General features: G+C 63.1%; 19 protein-coding genes and 4 pseudogenes. 12 read left to right on the plus strand and 11 right to left on the minus strand.

All coding sequences use genetic code 11. The features are described from left to right. Positions 1-28: 28 nt before the first annotated feature. Positions 29-760: a hypothetical protein gene (locus tag H9L14_RS10390; RefSeq protein ID WP_187708038.1), complete on the minus strand. Its 732-nt coding sequence runs from the start codon at positions 758-760 to the stop codon at positions 29-31. Positions 761-768: 8 nt separating this feature from the next. Further along, a complete protein-coding gene (locus tag H9L14_RS10395) occupies positions 769-999 on the minus strand; it encodes a hypothetical protein (protein WP_187708039.1) in 231 nt (76 codons plus the stop codon). Between the two features lie 83 nt (positions 1,000-1,082). Between H9L14_RS10395 and H9L14_RS10400 the strand changes: the two genes are divergently transcribed. Further along, positions 1,083-1,415, plus strand: coding sequence for a hypothetical protein (locus H9L14_RS10400; RefSeq protein ID WP_187708040.1), 333 nt, complete (start codon positions 1,083-1,085; stop codon positions 1,413-1,415). A gap of 60 nt (positions 1,416-1,475) precedes the next feature. Here the strand turns inward: H9L14_RS10400 and H9L14_RS10405 are convergent, their stop codons facing one another. Further along, a complete protein-coding gene (locus H9L14_RS10405; RefSeq protein WP_187708041.1) occupies positions 1,476-1,952 on the minus strand; it encodes a VOC family protein in 477 nt (158 codons plus the stop codon). Between the two features lie 121 nt (positions 1,953-2,073). Here H9L14_RS10405 and purL point away from each other — a divergent pair. The 7 genes and pseudogenes from purL (at position 2,074) to H9L14_RS16005 (ending at position 7,306) form a co-directional block, all read left to right on the plus strand. Next, positions 2,074-4,325: pseudogene (purL, locus tag H9L14_RS10410) on the plus strand (phosphoribosylformylglycinamidine synthase subunit PurL). 85 nt (positions 4,326-4,410) lie between these two features. Continuing rightward, positions 4,411-4,860, plus strand: coding sequence for a hypothetical protein (locus H9L14_RS10415; RefSeq protein WP_187708042.1), 450 nt, complete (start codon positions 4,411-4,413; stop codon positions 4,858-4,860). Further along, entirely contained in the window at positions 4,857-5,201 is a 345-nt protein-coding gene (locus H9L14_RS10420) for a hypothetical protein (RefSeq protein ID WP_343070183.1), read from the plus strand. Before H9L14_RS10415 ends, H9L14_RS10420 begins: the two co-directional genes overlap by 4 nt. A 102-nt stretch (positions 5,202-5,303) precedes the next feature. After that, a complete protein-coding gene (locus tag H9L14_RS10425) occupies positions 5,304-5,498 on the plus strand; it encodes a (2Fe-2S)-binding protein (protein WP_187708043.1) in 195 nt (64 codons plus the stop codon). Positions 5,499-5,572: 74 nt separating this feature from the next. Further along, positions 5,573-6,052 carry a bacterioferritin gene (bfr, locus tag H9L14_RS10430; RefSeq protein WP_187708044.1) on the plus strand — a complete coding sequence of 160 codons (480 nt, stop codon included), beginning with the start codon at positions 5,573-5,575 and terminating at the stop codon, positions 6,050-6,052. Between the two features lie 19 nt (positions 6,053-6,071). After that, positions 6,072-6,764, plus strand: a complete 693-nt coding sequence (locus H9L14_RS16000; protein ID WP_246444102.1) for a DUF418 domain-containing protein — start codon at positions 6,072-6,074, stop codon at positions 6,762-6,764. A 5-nt stretch (positions 6,765-6,769) separates the two neighbouring features. Then, entirely contained in the window at positions 6,770-7,306 is a 537-nt protein-coding gene (locus tag H9L14_RS16005; protein ID WP_246444104.1) for a DUF418 domain-containing protein, read from the plus strand. A gap of 10 nt (positions 7,307-7,316) precedes the next feature. Here the strand turns inward: H9L14_RS16005 and H9L14_RS10440 are convergent, their stop codons facing one another. Together H9L14_RS10440 and der are read right to left on the minus strand one after the other, a co-directional pair. Then, the gene (locus tag H9L14_RS10440; protein ID WP_187708045.1) at positions 7,317-7,748 is read right to left on the minus strand and encodes an Hpt domain-containing protein; all 432 of its coding nucleotides are present in this window, start codon (positions 7,746-7,748) and stop codon (positions 7,317-7,319) included. Between the two features lie 56 nt (positions 7,749-7,804). Beyond that, entirely contained in the window at positions 7,805-9,172 is a 1,368-nt protein-coding gene (gene der, locus H9L14_RS10445) for a ribosome biogenesis GTPase Der (RefSeq protein WP_187708046.1), read from the minus strand. Positions 9,173-9,318: 146 nt separating this feature from the next. Here der and ku point away from each other — a divergent pair. The 4 genes and pseudogenes from ku to H9L14_RS17590 all read left to right on the plus strand — a co-directional run bounded on the left by ku (position 9,319) and on the right by H9L14_RS17590 (position 14,819). Beyond that, positions 9,319-10,174 (plus strand): annotated as a pseudogene (gene ku / locus H9L14_RS10450) (non-homologous end joining protein Ku). 3 nt (positions 10,175-10,177) lie between these two features. After that, positions 10,178-12,663: pseudogene (ligD, locus tag H9L14_RS10455) on the plus strand (DNA ligase D). Next, the gene (locus tag H9L14_RS17585) at positions 12,656-13,924 is read left to right on the plus strand and encodes a penicillin acylase family protein (protein WP_484592944.1); all 1,269 of its coding nucleotides are present in this window, start codon (positions 12,656-12,658) and stop codon (positions 13,922-13,924) included. The pseudogene ligD and the gene H9L14_RS17585 overlap by 8 nt, the downstream one beginning before the upstream one ends. Beyond that, complete coding sequence (locus H9L14_RS17590) at positions 13,881-14,819, plus strand: penicillin acylase family protein (RefSeq protein ID WP_484592945.1); 939 nt, start codon at positions 13,881-13,883, stop codon at positions 14,817-14,819. Before H9L14_RS17585 ends, H9L14_RS17590 begins: the two co-directional genes overlap by 44 nt. Here H9L14_RS17590 and H9L14_RS16010 read toward each other — a convergent pair. The 6 genes and pseudogenes from H9L14_RS16010 to H9L14_RS10480 form a co-directional block, all read right to left on the minus strand. Then, complete coding sequence (locus H9L14_RS16010; protein ID WP_246444106.1) at positions 14,816-15,313, minus strand: MFS transporter; 498 nt, start codon at positions 15,311-15,313, stop codon at positions 14,816-14,818. The two genes, H9L14_RS17590 and H9L14_RS16010, sit on opposite strands and share 4 nt — an antisense overlap. An 8-nt stretch (positions 15,314-15,321) precedes the next feature. Next, positions 15,322-15,696 carry an MFS transporter gene (locus H9L14_RS16675; protein WP_281389377.1) on the minus strand — a complete coding sequence of 125 codons (375 nt, stop codon included), beginning with the start codon at positions 15,694-15,696 and terminating at the stop codon, positions 15,322-15,324. A 77-nt stretch (positions 15,697-15,773) separates the two neighbouring features. Continuing rightward, positions 15,774-16,112 (minus strand): annotated as a pseudogene (locus tag H9L14_RS16680) (MFS transporter); the annotation flags it as partial. 53 nt (positions 16,113-16,165) lie between these two features. After that, positions 16,166-18,481: a TonB-dependent receptor gene (locus H9L14_RS10470; RefSeq protein ID WP_187708047.1), complete on the minus strand. Its 2,316-nt coding sequence runs from the start codon at positions 18,479-18,481 to the stop codon at positions 16,166-16,168. Between the two features lie 110 nt (positions 18,482-18,591). Beyond that, positions 18,592-19,563, minus strand: coding sequence for a prolyl aminopeptidase (pip, locus tag H9L14_RS10475; RefSeq protein WP_246444108.1), 972 nt, complete (start codon positions 19,561-19,563; stop codon positions 18,592-18,594). Next, the gene (locus H9L14_RS10480) at positions 19,563-20,939 is read right to left on the minus strand and encodes a glutamate--cysteine ligase (RefSeq protein WP_187708048.1); all 1,377 of its coding nucleotides are present in this window, start codon (positions 20,937-20,939) and stop codon (positions 19,563-19,565) included. Before H9L14_RS10480 ends, pip begins: the two co-directional genes overlap by 1 nt. Positions 20,940-20,997: the final 58 nt, after the last annotated feature.

Here is a 20,997-nt window from a genome sequence, read left to right on the forward strand (position 1 = left end):
GAGAATCAAACGCTAAGTCACTGGCGACTCAGCGTTCCAGTTCGGCCAGTTCGGCCAGGAGTGCGTCGAGGTTGCCTTCGGTCGGCCCCTCGAGCTGCTCGAGATTGAGGAAGTCGGCGTCCGCCACCACGGTCGCCCGGCCCTTGCCGACACGGCAGCGCGCGACGAATCCCGCACCTCCAACCTTGCAACCTCCGGAAAGAATACCCGGCGAAACAGCGAGGACATGGCGCCCATCGAGCTCGCGCTGCGCCGGTCCACCGTGGTCGGGCGCATCGAGACGCAATCCCCAATGAGCGAGCAATCCCGTGTCGGCAAAGGATAGCGGAGGCCGAAGCTTGTCACCCAGCGGCCGCTTGCTCGGCCATTCGAGCCTCGGGTCAGCGAGCAGGAGCAGCCTCCCTCCATCCCGCACCCAGCGATCGAGATCGACCAGCGCTTCAGACGGCTGCGCCAGGGGATGCGCCATCAGCAACAGCCGCGCCTGCCGCAGCGTCGCGGCGTCGGTCGTTCCGATCGGGATGACCCGGTAGCGCGTCTCGATCGCGCTCAGCGCCTTCGATCCTCCCCCCTGAAGCGAGAATTCCTCGGGAAAGACCAGAGGCAGGGTCGTGAGAAGCATCAGCGGCGGCCGCTGGGCTTCGGCGCGTGGAGATATGTCGGGTCCGGGGTTGCGGCCCACGAGCGCCAAAGCGGCTGCTCCCGCGAGCAAGAGCGCAACGGAAACGCCGACCAGCACCCGCGCCGAATTGCGGCGCATCAGCTCACCTATTTTTCGCTGACGTTGTTGGTGGATGCGTCACCGCCCGGCGCGACTCCCAGCTGGGCGAGTGGCTCGTTAGGCTCTGCCTCGTTGGCTTGCCCCTGCGTAGGAGGCGGAGAATTGTCGTCGCGGGAACGGCTGATCACCGATCCGAGAAGGACGAGCAGAAAGGCAAAAGCAAGGCCGGTAAGCCCGATGCGGATACGCTGAGCGCTATTGCCTGCAGGATAGGCCATTCCGGTTGGAAGCTATGGCTCAGCACGGTACAATGCAAGCTGGTGCCTTGACGATGGCACCCCCCTTGTGAAAGGCGCAAGGTATGACTCGCCCGTTCACCATCCTCGCACTCGTTGCGGCCGCAGCGCTAGCCGGCTGCAACAACGAAGACCACACCATTGTCGCAGGCCCCGGTGCCGACGATCAGCCGATGAACAATGTCGGCGTCGTCCTCCCGCCGTCGATCCAGGCCAGCAAGGCCTACCGCTGCAAGGACAACAGCCTGATCTACGTCGACTGGCTGTCGGACGGCACCGCGCGCGTGAAGAAGACGCGCGAGGAAGTCGGCACAACGATTGCCGCCGGCGACAAGGCGCTGACGGGCGACGCGAAGGCTGCGTCGATCACCTACAACGGCCAGAGCTGCAAGGCTTAAGCCACAGGTTCGAACAAATTGACGGCGCCGGAGCGATCCGGCGCCGTTTTCATTTGCCAATCAGGCGTGCTCGGGCTGCTTCTGCTGGGAGCCCATCTGCTCCATTCGCCGCTGCATTTCGTCCGGTGGCACCTCCTCGACATGGGTCGCGAGGCTCCACTGGTGACCGAATGGGTCGGTCAAAGTGCCCATGCGGTCTCCCCAGAACTGGTTTTCGAGCGGACGCTGCTGGGTCGCACCGGCGTTGATCGCCTTGTTGAACGCCGTGTCGACGTCCTCGACATACAGCAGGATGCTGGACGTGGGACCGCCGCGGCTCTTGGGGCCGAGGTGACCCATGTCCGGGAATTCGTCCGCGAGCATGACAATGCTGTCGCCGATCTCCAGCTCGGCATGGCTGACCCGGTTGCCCATCGGCAGCCGGAACTTCTCCTTGGCGCCGAACGCGCGCTCATAGAATTTGATCGCCGCATTGGCGTCATCGACCACCAGATAGGGCGTGACGCTGTGATAGCCTTCGGGAATGGGCTTCGGCATTTGATCTCTCCTGACCCCGCCCGGAGCGCCTTCTACTCCCTTACCTGAGTCGGCCCAAGCGCCCGCCGTGCCGTTCGTCGCAACCTAGCCGCCGCTTGCAGACGGGGCTAAGGGCGCGGCCATGACCGTCCTAGAAGCCAGCCGAATCTCGCCCGAAACCGTCGCCGAACACGGCCTTTCGGAAGAGGAATATGCCCGGATCCTCAAAGCGCTCGGCCGCGAGCCGAACCTCGTCGAACTCGGCATCTTCTCGGTAATGTGGTCGGAGCATTGCTCCTACAAATCGTCGCGCTTCCACCTGAAGAAGCTCCCGACCAAAGCGCCCTGGGTGATCTGTGGCCCGGGCGAGAACGCGGGCATCATCGACATCGGCGACGGAGATGCGGCCATCTTCAAGATGGAGAGCCACAACCACCCGTCCTACATCGAGCCCTACCAGGGCGCAGCGACGGGCGTCGGCGGCATCCTGCGCGATGTCTTCACCATGGGCGCGCGCCCGGTCGCGAACCTCAACGCGCTGCGCTTCGGACGGCCCGACCATCCGAAGATGCGCCACCTGATCGCGGGCGTGGTCCACGGCATCGGCGGCTACGGCAATTGCGTCGGAGTCCCGACGGTCGGCGGCGAGGTCAATTTCGACAGCGCTTACGACGGAAACATCCTCGTCAACGCGATGACCGTCGGCGTCGCGAAGACGGACAAAATATTCTACTCCGCCGCGACCGGCATCGGGAACCCGATCGTCTATGTCGGCTCGAAGACCGGCCGCGACGGCATCCACGGCGCGACCATGGCCAGCGCCGACTTCGACGAGAACAGCGACGAGAAGCGCCCGACGGTGCAGGTAGGCGACCCCTTCACCGAGAAATTGCTGATCGAGGCCTGCCTCGAGCTGATGGCCACCGACGCCATCGTCGCCATCCAGGACATGGGCGCCGCTGGCCTCACCTCGTCCTCAGTCGAAATGGCGAGCAAGGGCGGCGCGGGCATAAGGCTCGACATGAACAAGGTGCCGTGCCGAGAAACCGGCATGACGCCCTACGAGATGATGCTCTCCGAAAGCCAGGAGCGCATGCTGATGGTGCTGAAGCCCGGGCGCGAGGCCGAGGCCGAGGCCATCTTTCACAAGTGGGAGCTCGACTTTGCGGTCATCGGCGAAGTCACCGACACCGGACACATGGTGCTGGAGTTCGACGGCGAGGTGGTGTGCGACATTCCGCTCGGCCCGCTGGCCGACGAAGCGCCGTGCTACGAGCGGCCGTACATCAGCCAGGATGAGTACAAGGCCTGGGCCGGCATCAAGCCGCTCGGCGACGTGCCGGAAAGCACCGACATCGCCGCAGACCTGCTGAAGCTGATGGCCTCCCCCAACCTCGCCAGCCGCCGCTGGATCTGGGAGCAGTACGACAGCCAGGTCGGAGCGGACACGGTTCAACGCCCAGGCGGCGACGCCGCGGTCGTGCGCGTTCACGGGACGAAGAAGGCGCTGGCGATCACCACCGACTGCACGCCGCGCTACGTCTATGCCGACCCGGTCGAGGGCGGGAAGCAGGCGGTCGCCGAGACCTACCGCAACCTCTGCGCGGTCGGCGCGAAGCCGCTGGCGATCACCAACTGCCTCAATTTCGGCAACCCGCAGCGGCCCGAGATCATGGCCCAACTCGTCGGCGCGCTCGAAGGCATGGGCGAAGCCTGCCGCGCGCTCGACTATCCGATCGTGAGCGGCAATGTCTCGCTTTACAACGAGAGCAAGGCGACGGGCGGTGGGAGCGCGATCCTGCCGACGCCGGCGATTGGCGGAGTTGGGTTGCTGGAGGATTGGGAGAAGAGCGTCGGTATTGCGTACGGTGAGGGCGAGGATCTCGTACTCATCGGTCACAGCGACAGCCACGTTGGCCAATCACTCTGGTTGGAAGTCTGTCACGGTCGGCGTGAAGGCACGCCTCCGCCTATCGATCTCGCTGCTGAGAAGCGCACAGGAGAACTCATTCGCCGGCTGGCCAAGGAGAGCTTCGTCAGCGCGATCCATGATTGCTCCGACGGCGGTGCCGCAATCGCCGTCGCCGAAATGGCACTCGCAGCAAACATCGGAATGACCATGACGGTCGTGCCTCAGATTCCGAATGTGGGGCGATACTCTTCGGAGAAGATCAGGGCCGCTATATAGTTTCGACGTGCAATCCCGAATTCGTTCGTCAGCTTGCCAATGAAGCTCAACTCATCGCGGTAGAGATCGGGGTTACCGGCGGCGACGTCTTGACCTTCGATCTCGTCGATCGCGGCGGACCGCAGTCAGTCTCTCTCGCCGACCTCCGCGCCGCGCACGAAGGCTTCTTCCCCAAGCTGATGGGAGCCGACGCGGCGCTCGCTTAACCGGGAATTCGCGTTCGCCCGCTGTTTTCTTGACTTCGCGCGCACGCGTGAAGTTTCCTCGCGTACCTAACGGAGAGCGAGTGACATGCTGAAGCCGATTGCGTTCGGGACTGCCGTTGCCGGCACGCTCGACATCTTGTTTGCGATGATCCTGACGATCGCGTTCGGCAGCGAGATCGGAAGCATGCTCCGCCGCGTCGGCTCCGGCCCCTTTCCGCAGGCTGTCGAAATGGGTGCGGCCGGATCGATCATCGGCCTTCTCGTCCATTTCACTTTGATGGCGATCATGGCCGCGGTCTTCGTGGTGCTGGTCCGGGCCAAGCCTCAACTTCTCGACACACCCTATCGCACCGGCCTCGCCTACGGCGTCATCACCTATTTCGTGATGAACTGGCTGGTCGTCCCGCTTCGTTTCGACACGCCGCTCCCGCCCAAGCCCTTGTCGATCGCGACCCAGCTATTTGCGCATATCGTGCTGGTGGGCATTCCGATGGCGCTCATCGCGGCGCGTTACTTGAAGCCCCGCTTCGCGTGACAGCAGGTTATTCGGGCACCCCACTCGGCAAGAAGCTCGGCTATCGTGAGGCTATGCGGGTGTTCGTGGACGGCATGCCCGATCCCACACGGCACGAAATCGAGAAAAGCATCGGAGAGAAGCCCGACTGGCAGTTCAGCCCGGAGCCGGACCTCGATGCCGCGCACATCTTCGTCACTGTACGAGCGAAGCTAGAGGACAAGGCTCAGGCTCTGATGCCCCTGCTCGCCGAGGGCGGGTTCATCTGGATCAGCTGGCCGAAGAAAGCTTCGAAGGTCCCGACCGAAATCACCGAAGACACCATTCGCAAGGTTTGCCTGCCGATGGGCTGGTCGATGTGAAGGTTTGCGCCGTCGACGCCACCTGGTCCGGCTTGAAGCTGATGAGGCGTCGAGTCTGATTCTACTTGCGAATGGTTCGCATTATCGATTATAACGATCTCCATGATCGTCTGCATCTGCAATCGCATCACCGAAAGCGAGGTCCGCAAGGCCACGCGCGCCGGAGCTCCGACTCCGGAAAAGGCGTACGCCTGCCTGGGTTGCGAAGTGCAGTGCGGGTGCTGTCTCGATTACGCGGCTGAGATCATAGAGGAAGAACGCTCGGACCTGCTCGAGGTCGACGCCGTCGCCGCCTGACCTCGGCCCGGACCTCCCTTGACCCCTTTTGACTGAAAGAGCATCGCCTCCCGTGCTACGCGACGGAGGCGGGAATGAAGGGCGACAAGAAGGTCCTCGAGCTGCTCAACGAAGCGCTGAAGAACGAGCTGACCGCGACCAACCAATATTGGCTGCACTATCGGCTGCTCGACAATTGGGGCGTGCGCAAGCTCGCCGATTTCGAGCGCTCCGAATCGATCGACGAGATGAAGCATGCGGATAGGCTCGCCGAGCGCATCCTCTTCCTCGACGGTCTCCCCAACTTCCAGCTGCTCGGCCGCCTTCACATCGGCGAAAATGTCGAGGAGATCCTCAAAGCCGACCTGGAGCTGGAGTTGGAAGCGGTCGGGCAGCTCAAGGGTGCCATCGGCTACTGCGAGAGCGTGAAGGACTACGTCAGCCGCGACCTGTTCTCCGAAATCCTCAAGAATGAGGAAGAGCATGTCGACACGCTAGAACAGCAGTTCGAAATGATCGCCCGGATGGGTATCCAGAATTACGTCCAGCTCCAGTCCAAACCGACAGAGGACTAGGATCCCGCAGGGTTCGGAATTGACTGGAGCTGTTGCGGCTCCGCGCTACCTGACGCTCGACGTCGTCCGTGGCGTCGCGGTGATGGGCATCTTGCTCGCGAACATTGCTGCGTTCGCCCTCCCGGCGCCCGCCTATTTCTCGCCGCTCGCCTGGGGCGGTCACGGGACACGGGAAATAGCCGTCTGGCTGACGACCTTCGTCTTCGTCGAAGGCAAGATGCGCGGCCTCTTCTCCTTCCTGTTCGGCGCGTCGATGCTGCTGGTCATCGAACGTGCTCAGGCGGGCGGCGCAAACCCCGTGAAAGTCCATCTCTCGCGCATGGCCGTGCTGTTCCTGATCGGCGTCGCGCACATGTACTTCATCTGGTGGGGCGACATCCTGGCCCACTATGCCCTGGTCGGGCTGGTCGCCTTCGTCTTTGCCGGATTGAAGGCTGAGCAATTGCTGGCTGCGGCGCTCACGGCGCTCGTCGCGACCCTGCTATGGAACAGCATGGGGCTGGTCGGACTGATCCAGGCGGCCCCGCGCGACACGCCTCAGGCCATCCAGACATGGGACCTGTTTGCCTGGGGCTTCGGTGTGCCGCCGGCCGACTGGATCGAGGGGAAATCGCGGCAATGCGCGGGCACTGGACGGCCCAGGTCGCGTGGCGGTGGGAGTTCCTCGACGGACCGCTCGCTTTCGTTAAAGCCGTCGGCCCCGAAACGCTGACGGCCATGCTGTTCGGGATGTGGGGATTCCGGTCCGGCTTCCTCACGGGGGCGTGGGAGCGCACAGCCTACCGGCGCGTCGCAGTCACTTGCTTGGGCGTGGCCTGGACGGCCTATCTGCTCCTCGGCCTGAACACGATCGCGCAGGGCTTCGACCAGCGCTGGGTCTACTTCGCGTCGATCGTCGGGTCGGTCCCGTTCCGGATTTTGGGAACGATCGGCTACGCCGCCTTGCTCATCCTCGCGATCAGGCCGGGCGGCCGACTCACCGAGCGCATGGCCGCAGTGGGCCGCGCCGCCTTCACCAATTATTTGGGCACATCGATCCTGGTGACCGCGATCTTCTACGGATGGGGGCTCGGCCAATTCGCGCGCTGGGACAGGGCGACGATCTACCTGATCCCGCCAGCCGTGTGGCTAGTCATGCTGGTTTGGTCGAAGCCATGGCTCGACCGGTTCCGCTATGGACCATTCGAATGGGCGTGGCGCAGCCTTGCGCGGTTGAAGCTGCAGCCGATGAGAAAGCCGCTGCCCGCGGCGTAGCGGCGGAAGCCTAGATCCGGCCGAAATCCTGGTTGCCGACCTTGCGGCCGAAGCCCTGCGGAGCACGCGTCAGCAGCGGGTTCGTTGCCCTGTCGAACAGGTCGACCGTCCTCGAGAACAGCTTTCGAAGCTCGACGACCTCGGGGACCAGTTCGTCCGGGAAGCGACGGGACTCGACGCACAGACGAGCCGTGCTCTCGATCAGCTCCGCGATCTGCGCGAGCGGTTCTGCGCCGAACTGCCGCGCCTCACCCTTGATGGTATGCGCGGGGAGGACGAGCGCGGCCGTGTTCTGGTCGTGCATCGCCTCCTCGATCTGGGCGACCGACTTGGCTCCGTCTTCACGGAAATAGCTCAGAATCCGGATGAAGCCCGCACCTAGCTCGGCGCGGCTCCTCTCGAAATGCACCCAATCGACGAGCTTGAAATCGTCGTCGCTCATTGTCTTCCCCGTGGCCACTTGAGCCTTGGGATACGGCCTAAACGGTAAAATTAGCCTTAGCGGTCGCGCTGATATGGATTCTTCGGTGCGCGGAACGACAGCCGCATCGGCACCGGCCCGAGCTTCAAATCGCGCCGCATCGAGTTGAGCAGATAGCGCCGATAGCTGTCGGGAAGCTGGTCGACACGCGTCCCGAACACGACGAACGTCGGCGGACGCGTCTTCACCTGAGTGATATAGCGAAGCTTGATTCGCCGGCCGCTCGGCGCAGGCGGCGGGTTGGCATCGACTGCGTGCTCGAACCAGCGATTGAGCTCGCCGGTCGAAATTCGCCGCGACCAGGACTCGCGAAGCTCGAACGCGACTTTCAGCACGTCGTCGACGGCCTTTCCAGTCTTCGCCGAGATGGCGAGCACCGGCACGTTCTTGAGCTGCGACAGGCCCTCTTCCAACGCCGCCTTGACGCCGTTGAAGAGCGAGGAGGCGTTCTCCGCGACATCCCACTTGTTGAGCGCAATTAGAAGCGCCCTACCCTCTTCGACCACTTGGTCAGCGATCCGAAGGTCCTGAGCCTCAAGCCCGCGTGTGGCATCCAACAGGAGGACGACCACTTCCGCATGGTCGATTGAACGCAGCGTATCGGACGCCGACAGCTTTTCCAGCTTGTCCTCGATCTTCGCGCGCTTCCGGAGGCCTGCCGTATCGACCAGCCGAACAGGATGGCCCTGCCATTCCCAGTCAAGCGTAATGGAATCGCGGGTAATTCCGGCCTCCGGCCCAGTAATCATGCGCTCTTCGCCGAGCATCCTGTTTACGAGCGTGGACTTGCCGGCGTTCGGACGGCCCACAATCGCGAGCTTGAGCGGCGCATGTTCGTCGTCATGCCCCACTTCCAGTTCTTCGGCTTCGGTTTCGAGATGCTCATGCTCGACGTGCGGGCGGAGCAGGTCGAACAGGTCGACAATACCTTCGCCATGCTCGGCGCTGATGGCGATCGGATCGCCGAGACCGAGCGCATAGGCTTCGAGCCGACCCGTTTCGCCGGCGCGGCCTTCCGCCTTGTTCGCGGCGACCACCACCGGCGTCTTGCCTGCGCGCAACCAGCGGCCAATTTCTTCGTCCAGGGGAGTCAGCCCCTCACGCCCGTCGATCAGAAAGAGGGCGACGTCCGCATCGCGGACTGCCGCCTCGGTCTGCTGACGCATCCGGCCAGGCAGTGTTTGCGGGTCCTCATCCTCGTACCCGGCCGTATCGATCACGCGAAACTCGAGCCCGACCAGCTTCGCCTCGCCCTCGCGGCGGTCACGGGTAACGCCCGGACGATCGTCCACCAGCGCCACCTTCCTGCCGACGAGGCGGTTGAAGAGCGTCGACTTTCCCACATTGGGACGTCCGACGATCGCTACGGTGGGAAGACGGGGCATGGCGAGCGGTTAGCCGATGAATCCGCATCTGCGAAGGCGCGTGATAAGATACTGATTCGTGTGCGCAACGGAACGAGTCACCGGCGAGCGTATTGAATCGCCCGTTCCAAAGCTCGGGAGAGTGAAAGAATGCCGTCGCGACCCGCATGGAGGGGCAGATCAGACTCGCCTTGGTCTCGATCCCGTCGAGATCTATCCGGCCACCAAGAGCGGTGCCCAGATCCAGTTTCACCAGGTGCACGAGCCTTCGGGCAAGCGCATAAAATATGAGAAGGTCGTCCCGGGCATCGGCCCGGTCGACCCGGACGAGATCGTCAAGGGCTACGAGGTATCGAAGGGCCATTACGTCCTTCTCGATCCCGAGGAGATCGAGGCCGTCAAGCTCGAGAGCCGCAAGACGCTCGATCTCGTCCAATTCGTCGACGAGGACGACATCGAGGCGATGTATTTCGAGAAGCCGTACTACGTTGTTCCGGCAGATGACCTCGCAGAGGAGGCCTATGTCGTCCTCCGCGATGCGCTGAAGGATGCGAAGAAGATCGGCGTCGGCCAGATGGCGATGCGCGGCCAGGAATATGTCGTCGCGATCAAGCCTTCCGGCCGTGGAATCCTGATGGAGACGCTTCGCTACGCGGACGAAGTTCACAAATCGTCCGGATTCTTCCGCGATATTGGCGACACGAAGCCCGATCCGGACCTGCTCGACATGGCTTCGATGCTGATCGAGCGGAAGGCCGGCGAGTTCGACCCGTCGGAGTTCCACAACCGCTATGTCGACGCGCTGAAGGACCTGATTGCCGAGAAGCAGAAGAAGAAGGGCGAGAAGGTCATTCAGGACCCGGACGCCGACAAGGCCCGCCGAAGGGTTCGAACGTCATCGACCTGATGGCTGCGCTCAAGAAGAGCCTCGGCGACGAAAAGAAGGGCAAGACCACAAAGGCCGCCGCGAAAAAGGCACCGGCCAAGAAGGCTACCAAAGAGCCGGCACGCAAGAGGGCCTGAGTCATGGCGAAGCGCGCCGGCCTCGACATCGAGACCTACAACCAGAAGCGCGACTTCACGAAGACGAAGGAGCCGAAGGGCCGCAAGCTCAAAGGCAAGGGCGACAGTTTCGTCGTCCAGAAGCATGACGCGTCGCATCTCCACTGGGACTTCCGGCTGGAACTCGACGGAGTCCTGAAGAGCTGGGCGGTTCCCAAGGGCCCGAGCCTCGATCCCGGGCAGAACCGCCTTGCTATGCGGACCGAAGATCACCCACTCGATTACGGCAGCTTCGAGGGGACCATCCCCGCCGGCGAATATGGCGGGGGAACGGTGATGCTCTGGGATCAGGGCCGCTGGATTCCGCATCCGGAGAAGGACCCCGCAAGACGCTTGAGGAAGGCCACCTCCACTTCACGCTCGAAGGCGAGCGGATGAAGGGCGAGTGGGTGATGTTCCGGATGAAGCCGCGGCGCGGAGAGAAGCGCGAAAGCTGGATGCTCAAGAAGGTCACCGACGACTTCGCCAATCCCGAGAACGGCGAAGAGCTGGTCGATGAGTGCGTGACCAGCGTGACTACTGGCCGGACGATGGCCGAGATCGCCTCAGGCAGCGACGTGTGGCGGTCCGATCGCGGCGGACAGAAGGGCGGCCGCGCGCGGAAGAAAGCAGACGAGGCCCCACCGCCGTTTCAGCAGCCGCAGCTTGCAACGCTTGTCGACGAGGTGCCGCCGGGCGCGAACTGGCTCTTCGAATACAAGTACGACGGCTACCGGCTGCTGATCGCCACCGGCAGCGGCGCGGCGACAGCCTGGACCCGCAACGGGAAGGATTGGAGCGACAAGTTTCGCGCTTTGGTGAAAGCGGCGGCAAACCTACCCGCCGGCTGCCTGATCGACGGTGAAGCGGTTGCGCTGGATAAAGAGGGCAAGCCCGACTTCCAGCTGCTTCAGTCGACGCTCAAGAAAAGCCGGGGCGAGAACCTAGCCTTCTACGCCTTCGACCTGCTGGTCGATCGCGGCGAGGATATCACGCGCCTGCCGACGATCGAGCGCAAGGACCGGCTGAAGTCGCTGCTCGCTGGGGTCCAGCCGCCAATCCTGTTCGGCGATCATGTCATCGGCCGCGGCGAGGAACTGTTCCGCGAAATCTGCAAGGCCGGTGGAGAAGGCCTGATCGCGAAAGCCGCCAACGCGCCCTATCGCGGCGAGCGTTCGCGCAACTGGCTCAAGATCAAATGCATTCAGCGCCAAGAATTCGTGATTATCGGCTGGTCGGAAAGCGACAAGCGCCGAGGCTTCCGTTCGCTTCTTCTCGGCACGCGCGACGGTCGCAAGTTCGCCTATGCCGGGAAGGTCGGCACCGGGTTCAGCGGCGAGTTGATCGAAGACCTGATGAAGCGGATGGAGCCGCTTGAGACCGACAAGGCCGCAGCAGAGGTGCCCCGTGCGGAGCGAAAAGGGGCGCACTGGCTCAAGCCGACCCTGGTTGCAGAGATCAATTTCGCCGAATTCACCTCGGACGGCATCCTTCGTCACCCGAGCTTCGTTGCGCTCCGCGAGGACAAGCCCGCCAAGGAGGTCGTCCGCGAAGTGCCGCAGCATCTAAAGTCGCCGCCAAAGACGAAGGCTCACAAGACGCCGGAGAGCTACGGGATTGAAATCAGCAATCCCGACCGCGTCATCTACCCGAAGGACGGAGTCACCAAGGGCGAGCTCGCCAATTACTACGCGGCCGTCGACAAATTGATCATGCCCACCGTCGCACGGCGACCGATGACCATCATCCGCTGCCCGCAAGGAACGGCCGAGAAATGCTTCTTCCAGAAGCACGACAGCGGCACCTTCGGGGAGCATGTGAAGCACGTCCCGATCGAGGAGAAGGACGGCGACGTGGAGGACTATCTCTACCTCGACGACGTCCGCGGAGTTCTCGCCTGCGTCCAGATGGGGACGATCGAATTCCACGGCTGGGGAAGCAGCGTTCCCAAGGTCGATTATCCCGACCGGCTTGTGTTCGACCTCGACCCCGACGAGGGGCTCGACTTCGCCGCAGTGCGCGAGGCGGCGGTAAGCCTTCGCGAACTGTTGCTGCAGCTCGGCCTCAAGACTTTCCCCATGCTGACCGGCGGGAAGGGTGTGCACGTGATCGCGCCGCTCGATGGGTCGGCGCACTGGGACGAGGTGTCGGACTTTGCCGAGCGCTTCTCTCGCGCGGTCGCCGAAGCCGACCCGGACCGCTTCACCGCCAACATCCGGAAAGTGCAGCGCAAGGGCCGCATTTTCCTCGACTGGCTACGCAACCAGCGCGGCTCGACGGCGGTGATGCCCTACTCCGCCCGCGCCCGCGAAGGCGCTCCGGTGGCAGCCCCAATTGCTTGGGAAGAGCTCGACCAGTTCAGCGGGGGCAACGCTTTCTCGATCCGAGACCTCGACCTATTGCTCGAGCGCGCCAAATCGAAGCCGCTTGCGGGCTGGGGAAAAGCGAAGCAATCCTTGCCGGATGCATAGCCGCACCCGCGCAGCACTCCTCCCCTTACTCTTCATTCTCACCGCCGCGTCGCCGGCCGAGCTACAGCAATGGCGCAATCAGGCCACACGCGTGACGATCACCCGCGACGACTGGGGCGTCGCGCACGTGCGCGGAAAGAGTGATGCGGACGCGGTATTCGGGATGATTTACGCCCAGGCGGAGGACGACTTCCCGCGTATCGAGGCGAACTATCTCACCAACCTCGGCCGTACGGCCGAAGCGGATGGCGAGAAGGCGATCTGGCAGGATTTGCGGGCACGGCTTTACGTCAGCGAAGATGGGCTGAAGGCCAATTATTCGGCAAGTCCCGACTGGCTGAAGAAGCTGATGAACAGCTGGGCGGCGGGCCTGAATTACTATCTCGCGACCCATCCTCATGTGCATCCGCGCGTGATGACCCGATTCGAGCCGTGGATGGCCTTGAGCTTCACCGAAGGAAGTATCGGCGGCGATATCGAGCGCATCGACCTGGGTGACCTGCAGAAATTCTACGCCGGCAAGCGAACGCTCGCAGCGACAGTCAAAGACTTGGAGCCGCGCGGATCGAACGGAATCGCCATCGCTCCGTCGATTACCGCTCGCGGCACAGGTCCTCTCCTGTTGATCAACCCGCACACCAGCTTCTTCTTCCGCTCCGAACTTCAAGTAACCAGCGATGAGGGGCTGAACGCCTATGGCGCCGCGACCTGGGGCCAGTTTTTCATTTACCAGGGCTTCAACGAGCGCACCGGCTGGATGCACACGTCGAGCGGCGTCGATAATGTGGACGAGTTCGCGGAGAAGGTGGAGCGCAAGGGCAAGGGCTTCTGCTACCGTTACGGCCCGCAATGCCGCCCGCTCGTCGAGCGGCCCGTCACCGTCAATTACCGCACCAAAGACGGCAAGCTCGCCAGCCGCACCTTCACCACGTGGCGGACTCACCGCGGACCAATCGTGCGGGAGGCGAACGGCCGCTGGATTGCGTTCGCGATGATGGACAAGCCGGCCGCCGCACTTCAGCAAAGCTTCCTGCGCACGAAGACGCGTGATTTGAAGGACTTCCTAAAGGTCGCCGACCTGAAAGCGAACAGCTCGAACGACACGGTCTTCGCCAGTGCGAAGGGCGAGATTGCGATGCTGATGCCGCAATTCATGCCCGGAGGGACGACCGCTTCGATTATACGAAGCCTGTCGACGGCAGCGATCCCGCGACCGATTGGGGCCCCTGCACGCGATTGTGGAGCTTCCGAGCACTACTAACCCTCGCAACGGCTGGGTCCAGAACACGAACACCTGGCCCTATCGCGCGGCTGGACCGAACAGTCCGGATCCGAAGCGCTTTCCGAAGTACATGGACATGTTCGGCGAGAATTATCGGGGCGTTCACGCGCTTCAGCTGTTGACGGGAAGCAAGGGCTGGACGCTCGACCGGCTTCAGGCAGCAGCGTTTGATAGCTACCAGCCGGGCTTTGCCGAGCTGATCCCGCAGCTGATCAACGCCTATGACGCACTGCCGAAGAGGGATGCACGCCGCGCCTCTCTCGCCGGTCCGATCGGAACGCTCCGGATTTGGGATTATCGCTGGAGCGCTGGCTCGGTTGCGCAATCGCTCGCGATGTTCTGGGGCGACGAACTCAGGAACGCGCTCAATCCGCCAAAGGACGAGCCGGCCAACAAGGTCATGATGCGCATCGGCCGCGACACCAGCCCGGCGCAGAAGCTCCAGGCGCTCACGGTCGCAATCGCCCGGCTGAAGCGCGACTTCGGCTGGGCGAGCGTTCCGTGGGGGGAAATCAACCGCTTCCAGCGCATCTCGCCTGCGATCGAACATCCGTTCAGCGATGCCGCGCCGAGCATCCCGGTGCCGTTCGCCTCCAGCGCCTACGGCACCCTGGCCGCGTTCGGCTCGGCTCCGAAGCCGGGAACGAAGAAGTGGTACGGTACAAGCGGCAACAGCTTCGTCGCGGTAGTGGAGTTCGGCCGCCGAGTCCGTGCCCGCGCAGTCACTGCCGGCGGGGAGAGCGGCAATCCCGCCTCACCGCACTTCAACGACGAGGCGGAGCGCTATGCCGCTGGCAACCTGCGCGAGGTCTATTTTTATCCCGACCAGCTGAGCGGCCACACAGAGCGCCGCTACAAGCCGGGCGAGCGCTAGCGGATCGCGTCGAGTTCCAGACCGCGCGTCTCGCGAGCTAACAGGGCGCTGATACCGCTGATCACGCAGGCCGCACCGACGTAGATCGAGACCGGCATGGCCGAGCCGTAATCCTTGTACAGCCACAGTGCGATGATCGGGGCCAGCGAACCCGCAACGATCGATGTCAGCTGGTAAGCGAGCGACACGCCGGAATAGCGGATGCGGGTTGGGAACAGCTCCGTGATGAACGCCGCCTGCGGGCCGTACATCGCTCCGTGCAGGACAAGGCCGACAACGAGCGCGGAGATGATCGATGCGTTATCGCCGCTGCCGAGCAGGCCGAACATGACGAAACACCAGGCGGCTAGACCGAACGCGCCGAATGCATAGACGGGCCGCCTGCCGATCCTGTCCGACAGCGCCGCAAAGAGCGGGATGGCGAAGAACTGGACGGCCGCGCCGATCAGCAGTGCGTTGAGCGCCAGGCTGCGGCTCTCCTTCGAGACATCCACGAGGAAGGTCAGCGAGAATACGGTGAGGATGTAATAGGAAATGTTCTCGCCGACACGGAGGCCCGCCCAAGGACAAGCGCTTTCGGTCGTTCGCGCAGAACTTCAATGGCGGGTACTCGGGCAGGCGCCTCAGCCGCGTCGAACTCAGCTTCGAACATCGGGCTCTCGGCAACGCGATTGCGGATGTACCAACCGACGACGACGAGCAGCGCGGACAGGATGAAAGGCACGCGCCAACCCCAGTCGAGGAAGTCCTCCTCGGCCTGAAGCGCGGCCATGATCGCGAGCATTGCAGCCGCAAGCAGATTGCCCGCCGGAACGCCCGCCTGCGGCCAACTTGCCCAGAAGCCACGCCTCGCGGCGTCACCATGCTCGGCGGCCATGAGGACCGCTCCACCCCACTCCCGCCGACCGCGAAGCCTTGCACTAGCCGTAGGGCAATCAGGCCGATCGGCGCCCAGATGCCTACCTGCGCGTAGGTAGGAAGCAGGCCGATGAAGATCGTCGCGACGCCCATCAGGATGAGGCTCAGCATGAGGAGGCGCTTGCGGCCGATGCGGTCGCCGAAATGGCCGAAAACGACACCGCCGACCGGCCGCGCGACGAACCCGAGCGCATAGGTCGCGAACGCCAGCAGGGTGCCAGTCAGCGGGTCGAATTCAGGGAAGAACAGCTTGTTGAAGACAAGGGCGGCGGCGGAGCCGTAGAGGAAGAAATCGTACCACTCGATGGTCGTGCCGATCAGGCTTGCCATCACAACACGCCGGAGCGGCGTCGCTTCACTCGCCGATTGAGTCATCCTGTTCTCCCGCGCCCTCTTGGGGTTGGCGGGAGAACAGGCAAGCGGCGGTCTTAGAACTTCACTCCGACCTCGACACCCCAGATGCGCGGCTCGTTGACCATCGCGGTGAGATTGTTGAAGTCGATCGCGGACACGGCACTCTCGTCGTTGGTGATATTCCGGACGAAACCGGCGATGTCATAGCGGTCGGTGCGATAACCGATGCGCAGGCCGCCCTCGAGAAGTTGGTCGTCGCTGAACTCGACCGACTCATAGAGGAAGAAGTTCACCTTTGAGCGGTGGTACCAGTCGGTGAAGACGTAGACGTTGCCCGGACCGACCGGATATTCGTAACCGGCGGTGAAGTTCAACGTCCACTTCGGGGCCTGCGGCAGCGGGTTGCCGTCGATGTAAACGATGGCTGGCGAGGACGCCGGGACCGCGATCGGATCCAGCACGGTGCACGGCGCAGCGCAGGTCTCGACGGTCAGGTTCTTATCGTCGATGCGCGTGTGGTTGTAGCTGAGGCCCGCAGTCAGCGTGAGGCCGCGAGCGGGTCGCGCCTCAAGCTCGGTCTCGAAGCCATAGCCCTTCACCGCGTCCGCATTGAGCAGCAGGTTGGCGTTGGCCGCACCGCCGACCGCCGATAGCTGGAGGTCCTTGGTCTTGAAGTAATAGCCGGTCAGGTTGAAGCGCAGCTTGCGGTCGAGAAGCGTCGACTTGAGCCCCGCCTCATAGGACATGGTGTTTTCGCTGTCGGCCGTCGTCACGTCGCGGTCGAACAGGATGCGGCCCTGGATCGCCGGTGCGCGATAGCCCTTTGCGACGCGCGCATAGACATTCACGTCCGGGTTGATCTCCTGGATCGCGCTGAGATCCCAGGTAAGGACGCTGTCCTTCACCCGCGTAGTAGTCTCCGGAACCGGTCCTCCGCCGACGAAGATCGGGCGGACGTCGAACAGGCGTTCCGCCGTCAGCTTCTTCTTGTCGTGGTTCCAGCGAGCGCCGGCCTGAAGCGTCAGGCCGCTGGTCGTCTTGTAGTTGACCGAACCGAAGATGCCGAGCGCCTTGGCGTCCTGCCGCTGATTGACGATCGCGGCCGGGGTGAGATCGGTCGGCGCGCCGAAGTCGAAGCTTTCGATGTCGAGATTCTCGTCGAAGTAGAAGATGCCCGCCTGATAGCCGAGGCCCTTCGTGTTGTTCGACGCGACCCGGAGTTCCTGCGTGAACTGGTCAAGGCTCGGGATATTGTCCTGGCTCTGCGCCGGGAAAGGAATGAACCCGGGCGCGCTGTTGTTGGTAAAGCCCGGACCGCAGAACGAGCAGCCGAAGCCGCCGTCGATGTCGCCGCGGCTCTTGAGCGTGCCGTGCCAATAGCTGGTCACGGAATAGAGCGTTGCCGGCCCGAGATCGTATTCGATGGTGCCGGCGATATTCTGCGTCTTCAGCCGCTGGAAGTTCAGGCCGTCGGCATGGACTTCGTCGCGCTTGAAGTCGCCGCCGTCGACACCGATCAGGTGATTCGTGCCCTGCTGGATTGCGTTGGCGCGGAAGATGCGCGCGTCGCCGTCGAGATCGCGAAGCTGACCCGTCAGGCGGATCTTCAAGGACTCGTTTGGGGTGAATTCGACCTGCGCACGAACGGCGATGTCGTCATAGCCTTCAAGGTTGTGCTTACCCGGCGCGTCGAGGTTGTCGATCCAGTCGTTGCGATGCTGCCAGAGGCCTGAAATGCGGACCGCGACCGTGTCGTTCAGACGGCCCCCGACGCCTGCTTCGGCGTTGATCGTCGAATAGGAACCGTAGCTGATCTTGGCGTAGTTGTTCCCGCTGCCCGGCTTCACCGTGTCGAACTTGACGATGCCGGCCGGCGTGTTGCGGCCGAACAATGTTCCCTGCGGACCACGGAGCACCTCGATCCGGTCGACGTCGAATGCCGGAAAGCCCTTGAGGATAGGATTTTCGAGGACGACGTCGTCATAGACCAGGCTGACCGGCTGCGATGCGTTCAGATCGAAGTCAGTGTTGCCAAGGCCACGAATGTAGAAGCGCGGGAAAGTACGTCCGAACGAGCTTTCGATGTTGAGGCTCGGAACGCGTCCGGAAAGGCCGCGAATGTCTGCGCCGCCGGAGTTGACGGCGTCGAGCGTCATTTCATCGATCGTCGCGACCGAGACAGGAACGTCCTGAAGGCGCTCGGCGCGGCGCTGCGCAGTAACGACGATGTCGCCAACGCCCTCGGACTGAGCCGCTGCGGGCTGCGCCGGTGCGGGCTGGTCGGGTGCCGGCTGCGCTGCCGGGTCCGCCGTCTGGGCGGCTGCCGGAGTTGCAAACATGCACGCAGTGGAAAGCGCCAATACCGAAATTGACGTGAAACGGACGCCCATCGCTTTATCCCCCCGGATAAGTTCTCGCCGCGGCCGGGCGGGCCGCGGACACTTGTTGCAGTTGTCGGTGCCCCTAGTCAGTCATTCGACGCGAAAGCTACGCCAAACATTCACATTGACGCGAACTTGTCGGTCGCCCGGACGAGCCCGTCAAGGATTCCCGGTTCGTTGAACAGGTGACCAGCGTCCGGAATGATATTGAGATCAACCTCCGGCCAGGCCTTCTTGAGCTTCCATGCGGCAACCGGAGGCGTGCAGGTGTCATGGCGACCCTGGACGATGACTCCCGGAATTCCGCGAAGCTTTTCGGCCCCCTTCAGCAGCTGCCCAGGCTCGAACCAGCCATTGTTCGCCATGTAGTGATTCTCGATCCGGGCGACCGCGACTGCGACCTCCGGGCTGGTGAAATGCTCGATCGTTTCCGGGCTTGGTAGAAGCGTGACGATGTCGCCTTCCCACTTGCTCCACGCCTTTGCGGCGCGCAGCTGCTCGTCCTTGTCGTCGCTGATCAGCCGCTTGCGGTAGGCTTCGACCATGTCGGCGCGTTCCCTTTCGGGAACGACCGCTTCGAACTCATCCCATTTGTCGGGATATACCGAGGAAGCTCCGCCATAGGCATACATCCAGTCGATCTCATATTGATCGAACAGGAAGATGCCGCGCAGGATGATCTCGGTAACCCGCTCGGGATAGGTCTGCGCATAGGCCAGGGAAAGCGTCGAGCCCCAGCTTCCGCCGAACACCTGCCATTTGTCGACCTTCGCGACCTGCGTACGCAGCTTCTCGATGTCGTCGACAAGGTCCCAGGTCGTGTTGTTCTCGAGGCTCGCGTAGGGCGTCGACTTGCCGCAGCCGCGCTGGTCGAAGACGAGGATCTTGTACTTGTCGGGGTTCCACTGCCTGCGATGGTCGGGGCTTGAACCGCCGCCAGGCCCGCCGTGAAGCATCACAGCCGGTTTGCCGTTCGGATTTCCTGTCAGCTCCCAATAGAGGCTGTGGCCGTCGCCCACGTCCAGCATGCCGGTCTCGTAGGGGGTGATTTCCGGATAGAGCGTCCGGCGCTGGGGGGTGGGCATGTCCATCAGAAGCTGAACTCCTCGTAGATGCGCGAAACGTCCCCGTTCCACTCATTATGAAACTTGTCGAGCAGGCGATCGGCGGGCGTCACGCCGGTTGCGACAACTTCGTGCAATGGGTCGAGGAAGCCGCTCTCATTGTCTCCCGCTGAATTGAGGCGGGCCCGGCGGCTGAGGCCATCCGAAGCAATCTGGAGGACCTGCCGTGCGAGGTCGTGAACGGTGCCGCCGCGTGGAAGAGGCGTCTTCAGCGCGGTCTTGGGGACGGCGTGGCGAACCTGCGAGCGCTCCTCGATCGTCCAGTCCTTGACCAGGTCCCAAGCCGCATCGAGCGCCTGGCTGTCGTACAGAAGGCCGACCCACAGCGCGGGAAGCCCGCAGATCTTGCCCCACCGGCCGCCATCCGCGCCGCGCATCTCGAGAAAGCTCTTGAGGCGCACTTCGGGGAAGATGGTCGAGAGATGATCGACAAAGTCGGATAGGCGCGGCTTTTCGCCCGCCAATTGGGGCAATTTGCCCTCCAAAAACGACCTGAAGCTCTCGCCTGCGACGTCGATGTACTTTCCGTCGCGGTAGACGAAGTACATCGGCACATCGAGCGCATAGTCGAGGTAGCGCTCGTAGCCGAACCCGTCTTCGAAAACGAAAGGCAGCATGCCTGTTCGGTCGGGGTCGGTGTCTTCCCAGATATGGCTCCGGAAGCTCCGATAGCCGTTGGGCTTGCCCTCGGTCAGCGGAGAATTGGCGAAGAGTGCCGTCGCGACGGGCTGCAGCGCGAGGCCGACGCGAAACTTCTTCGCCATATCGGCTTCCGAACTGTAGTCCAGATTAACCTGAATGGTACAGGTGCGAAGCATCATGTCCAGGCCGAGGGTGCCAACCTTGGGCATGTAGTTGAGCATGATCTTGTAGCGGCCCTTGGGCATGACCGGCAGGTCGGACCGGGCCTTGTCCGGCCACATGCCAAGACCGAGGAACCCGAGCCCGAGCCGTTCTCCGATGGTCTTGCACTGGCCCAAGTGCCGATTTGCCTCGGCGCAAGTCTGATGGAGATTTTCCAGCGCCGCGCCTGACAATTCGAACTGTCCGGCAGGTTCAAGGCTGATCGTCCCATCCGGCCCCGAAAGAGCGATCGCATTTTCGCCTTCGATCACGGGCGCCCAACCGAACTCGGTAAGGCCGTCGAGAAGATCGCGGATCCCGCCCGGCTCGGCATAGCTCGGCGCGCGATGATCCTCGACGCGATAGACGAACTTCTCGTGCTCGGTGCCGATGCGCCACCGCTCGGCGGGCTTTTCGCCGCCCGAGAAGACGGAAAGCAGATCGTCGCGGCTTTCGATCAGCCGGTGCGTCGCGGGCGTATCGTCGGTGCGTTGCGTCATTCGAAGCGCCGCTTAGCTTCGCGCTCGAGGCGGCGCCAGCACTTCCGATTTATGGTTC

This window comes from Sphingomonas sediminicola, from assembly GCF_014489515.1.
In the GTDB taxonomy this organism is placed as follows: Bacteria; Pseudomonadota; Alphaproteobacteria; order Sphingomonadales; family Sphingomonadaceae; genus Sphingomicrobium; species Sphingomicrobium sediminicola.

Coding starts and splice junctions, on each gene's coding strand:
- H9L14_RS10390 (WP_187708038.1), bottom strand. CDS start 760: ATGCGCCGCAATTCGGCGCGGGTGCTGGTCGGCGTTTCCGTTGCGCTC.
- H9L14_RS10395 (WP_187708039.1), bottom strand. CDS start 999: ATGGCCTATCCTGCAGGCAATAGCGCTCAGCGTATCCGCATCGGGCTT.
- H9L14_RS10400 (WP_187708040.1), top strand. CDS start 1,083: ATGACTCGCCCGTTCACCATCCTCGCACTCGTTGCGGCCGCAGCGCTA.
- H9L14_RS10405 (WP_187708041.1), bottom strand. CDS start 1,952: ATGCCGAAGCCCATTCCCGAAGGCTATCACAGCGTCACGCCCTATCTG.
- H9L14_RS10415 (WP_187708042.1), top strand. CDS start 4,411: ATGCTGAAGCCGATTGCGTTCGGGACTGCCGTTGCCGGCACGCTCGAC.
- H9L14_RS10425 (WP_187708043.1), top strand. CDS start 5,304: ATGATCGTCTGCATCTGCAATCGCATCACCGAAAGCGAGGTCCGCAAG.
- bfr (WP_187708044.1), top strand. CDS start 5,573: ATGAAGGGCGACAAGAAGGTCCTCGAGCTGCTCAACGAAGCGCTGAAG.
- H9L14_RS16005 (WP_246444104.1), top strand. CDS start 6,770: ATGCTGTTCGGGATGTGGGGATTCCGGTCCGGCTTCCTCACGGGGGCG.
- H9L14_RS10440 (WP_187708045.1), bottom strand. CDS start 7,748: ATGAGCGACGACGATTTCAAGCTCGTCGATTGGGTGCATTTCGAGAGG.
- der (WP_187708046.1), bottom strand. CDS start 9,172: ATGCCCCGTCTTCCCACCGTAGCGATCGTCGGACGTCCCAATGTGGGA.
- H9L14_RS17585 (WP_484592944.1), top strand. CDS start 12,656: ATGCATAGCCGCACCCGCGCAGCACTCCTCCCCTTACTCTTCATTCTC.
- H9L14_RS16675 (WP_281389377.1), bottom strand. CDS start 15,696: ATGGCCGCCGAGCATGGTGACGCCGCGAGGCGTGGCTTCTGGGCAAGT.
- H9L14_RS10470 (WP_187708047.1), bottom strand. CDS start 18,481: ATGGGCGTCCGTTTCACGTCAATTTCGGTATTGGCGCTTTCCACTGCG.
- pip (WP_246444108.1), bottom strand. CDS start 19,563: ATGGACATGCCCACCCCCCAGCGCCGGACGCTCTATCCGGAAATCACC.
- H9L14_RS10480 (WP_187708048.1), bottom strand. CDS start 20,939: ATGACGCAACGCACCGACGATACGCCCGCGACGCACCGGCTGATCGAA.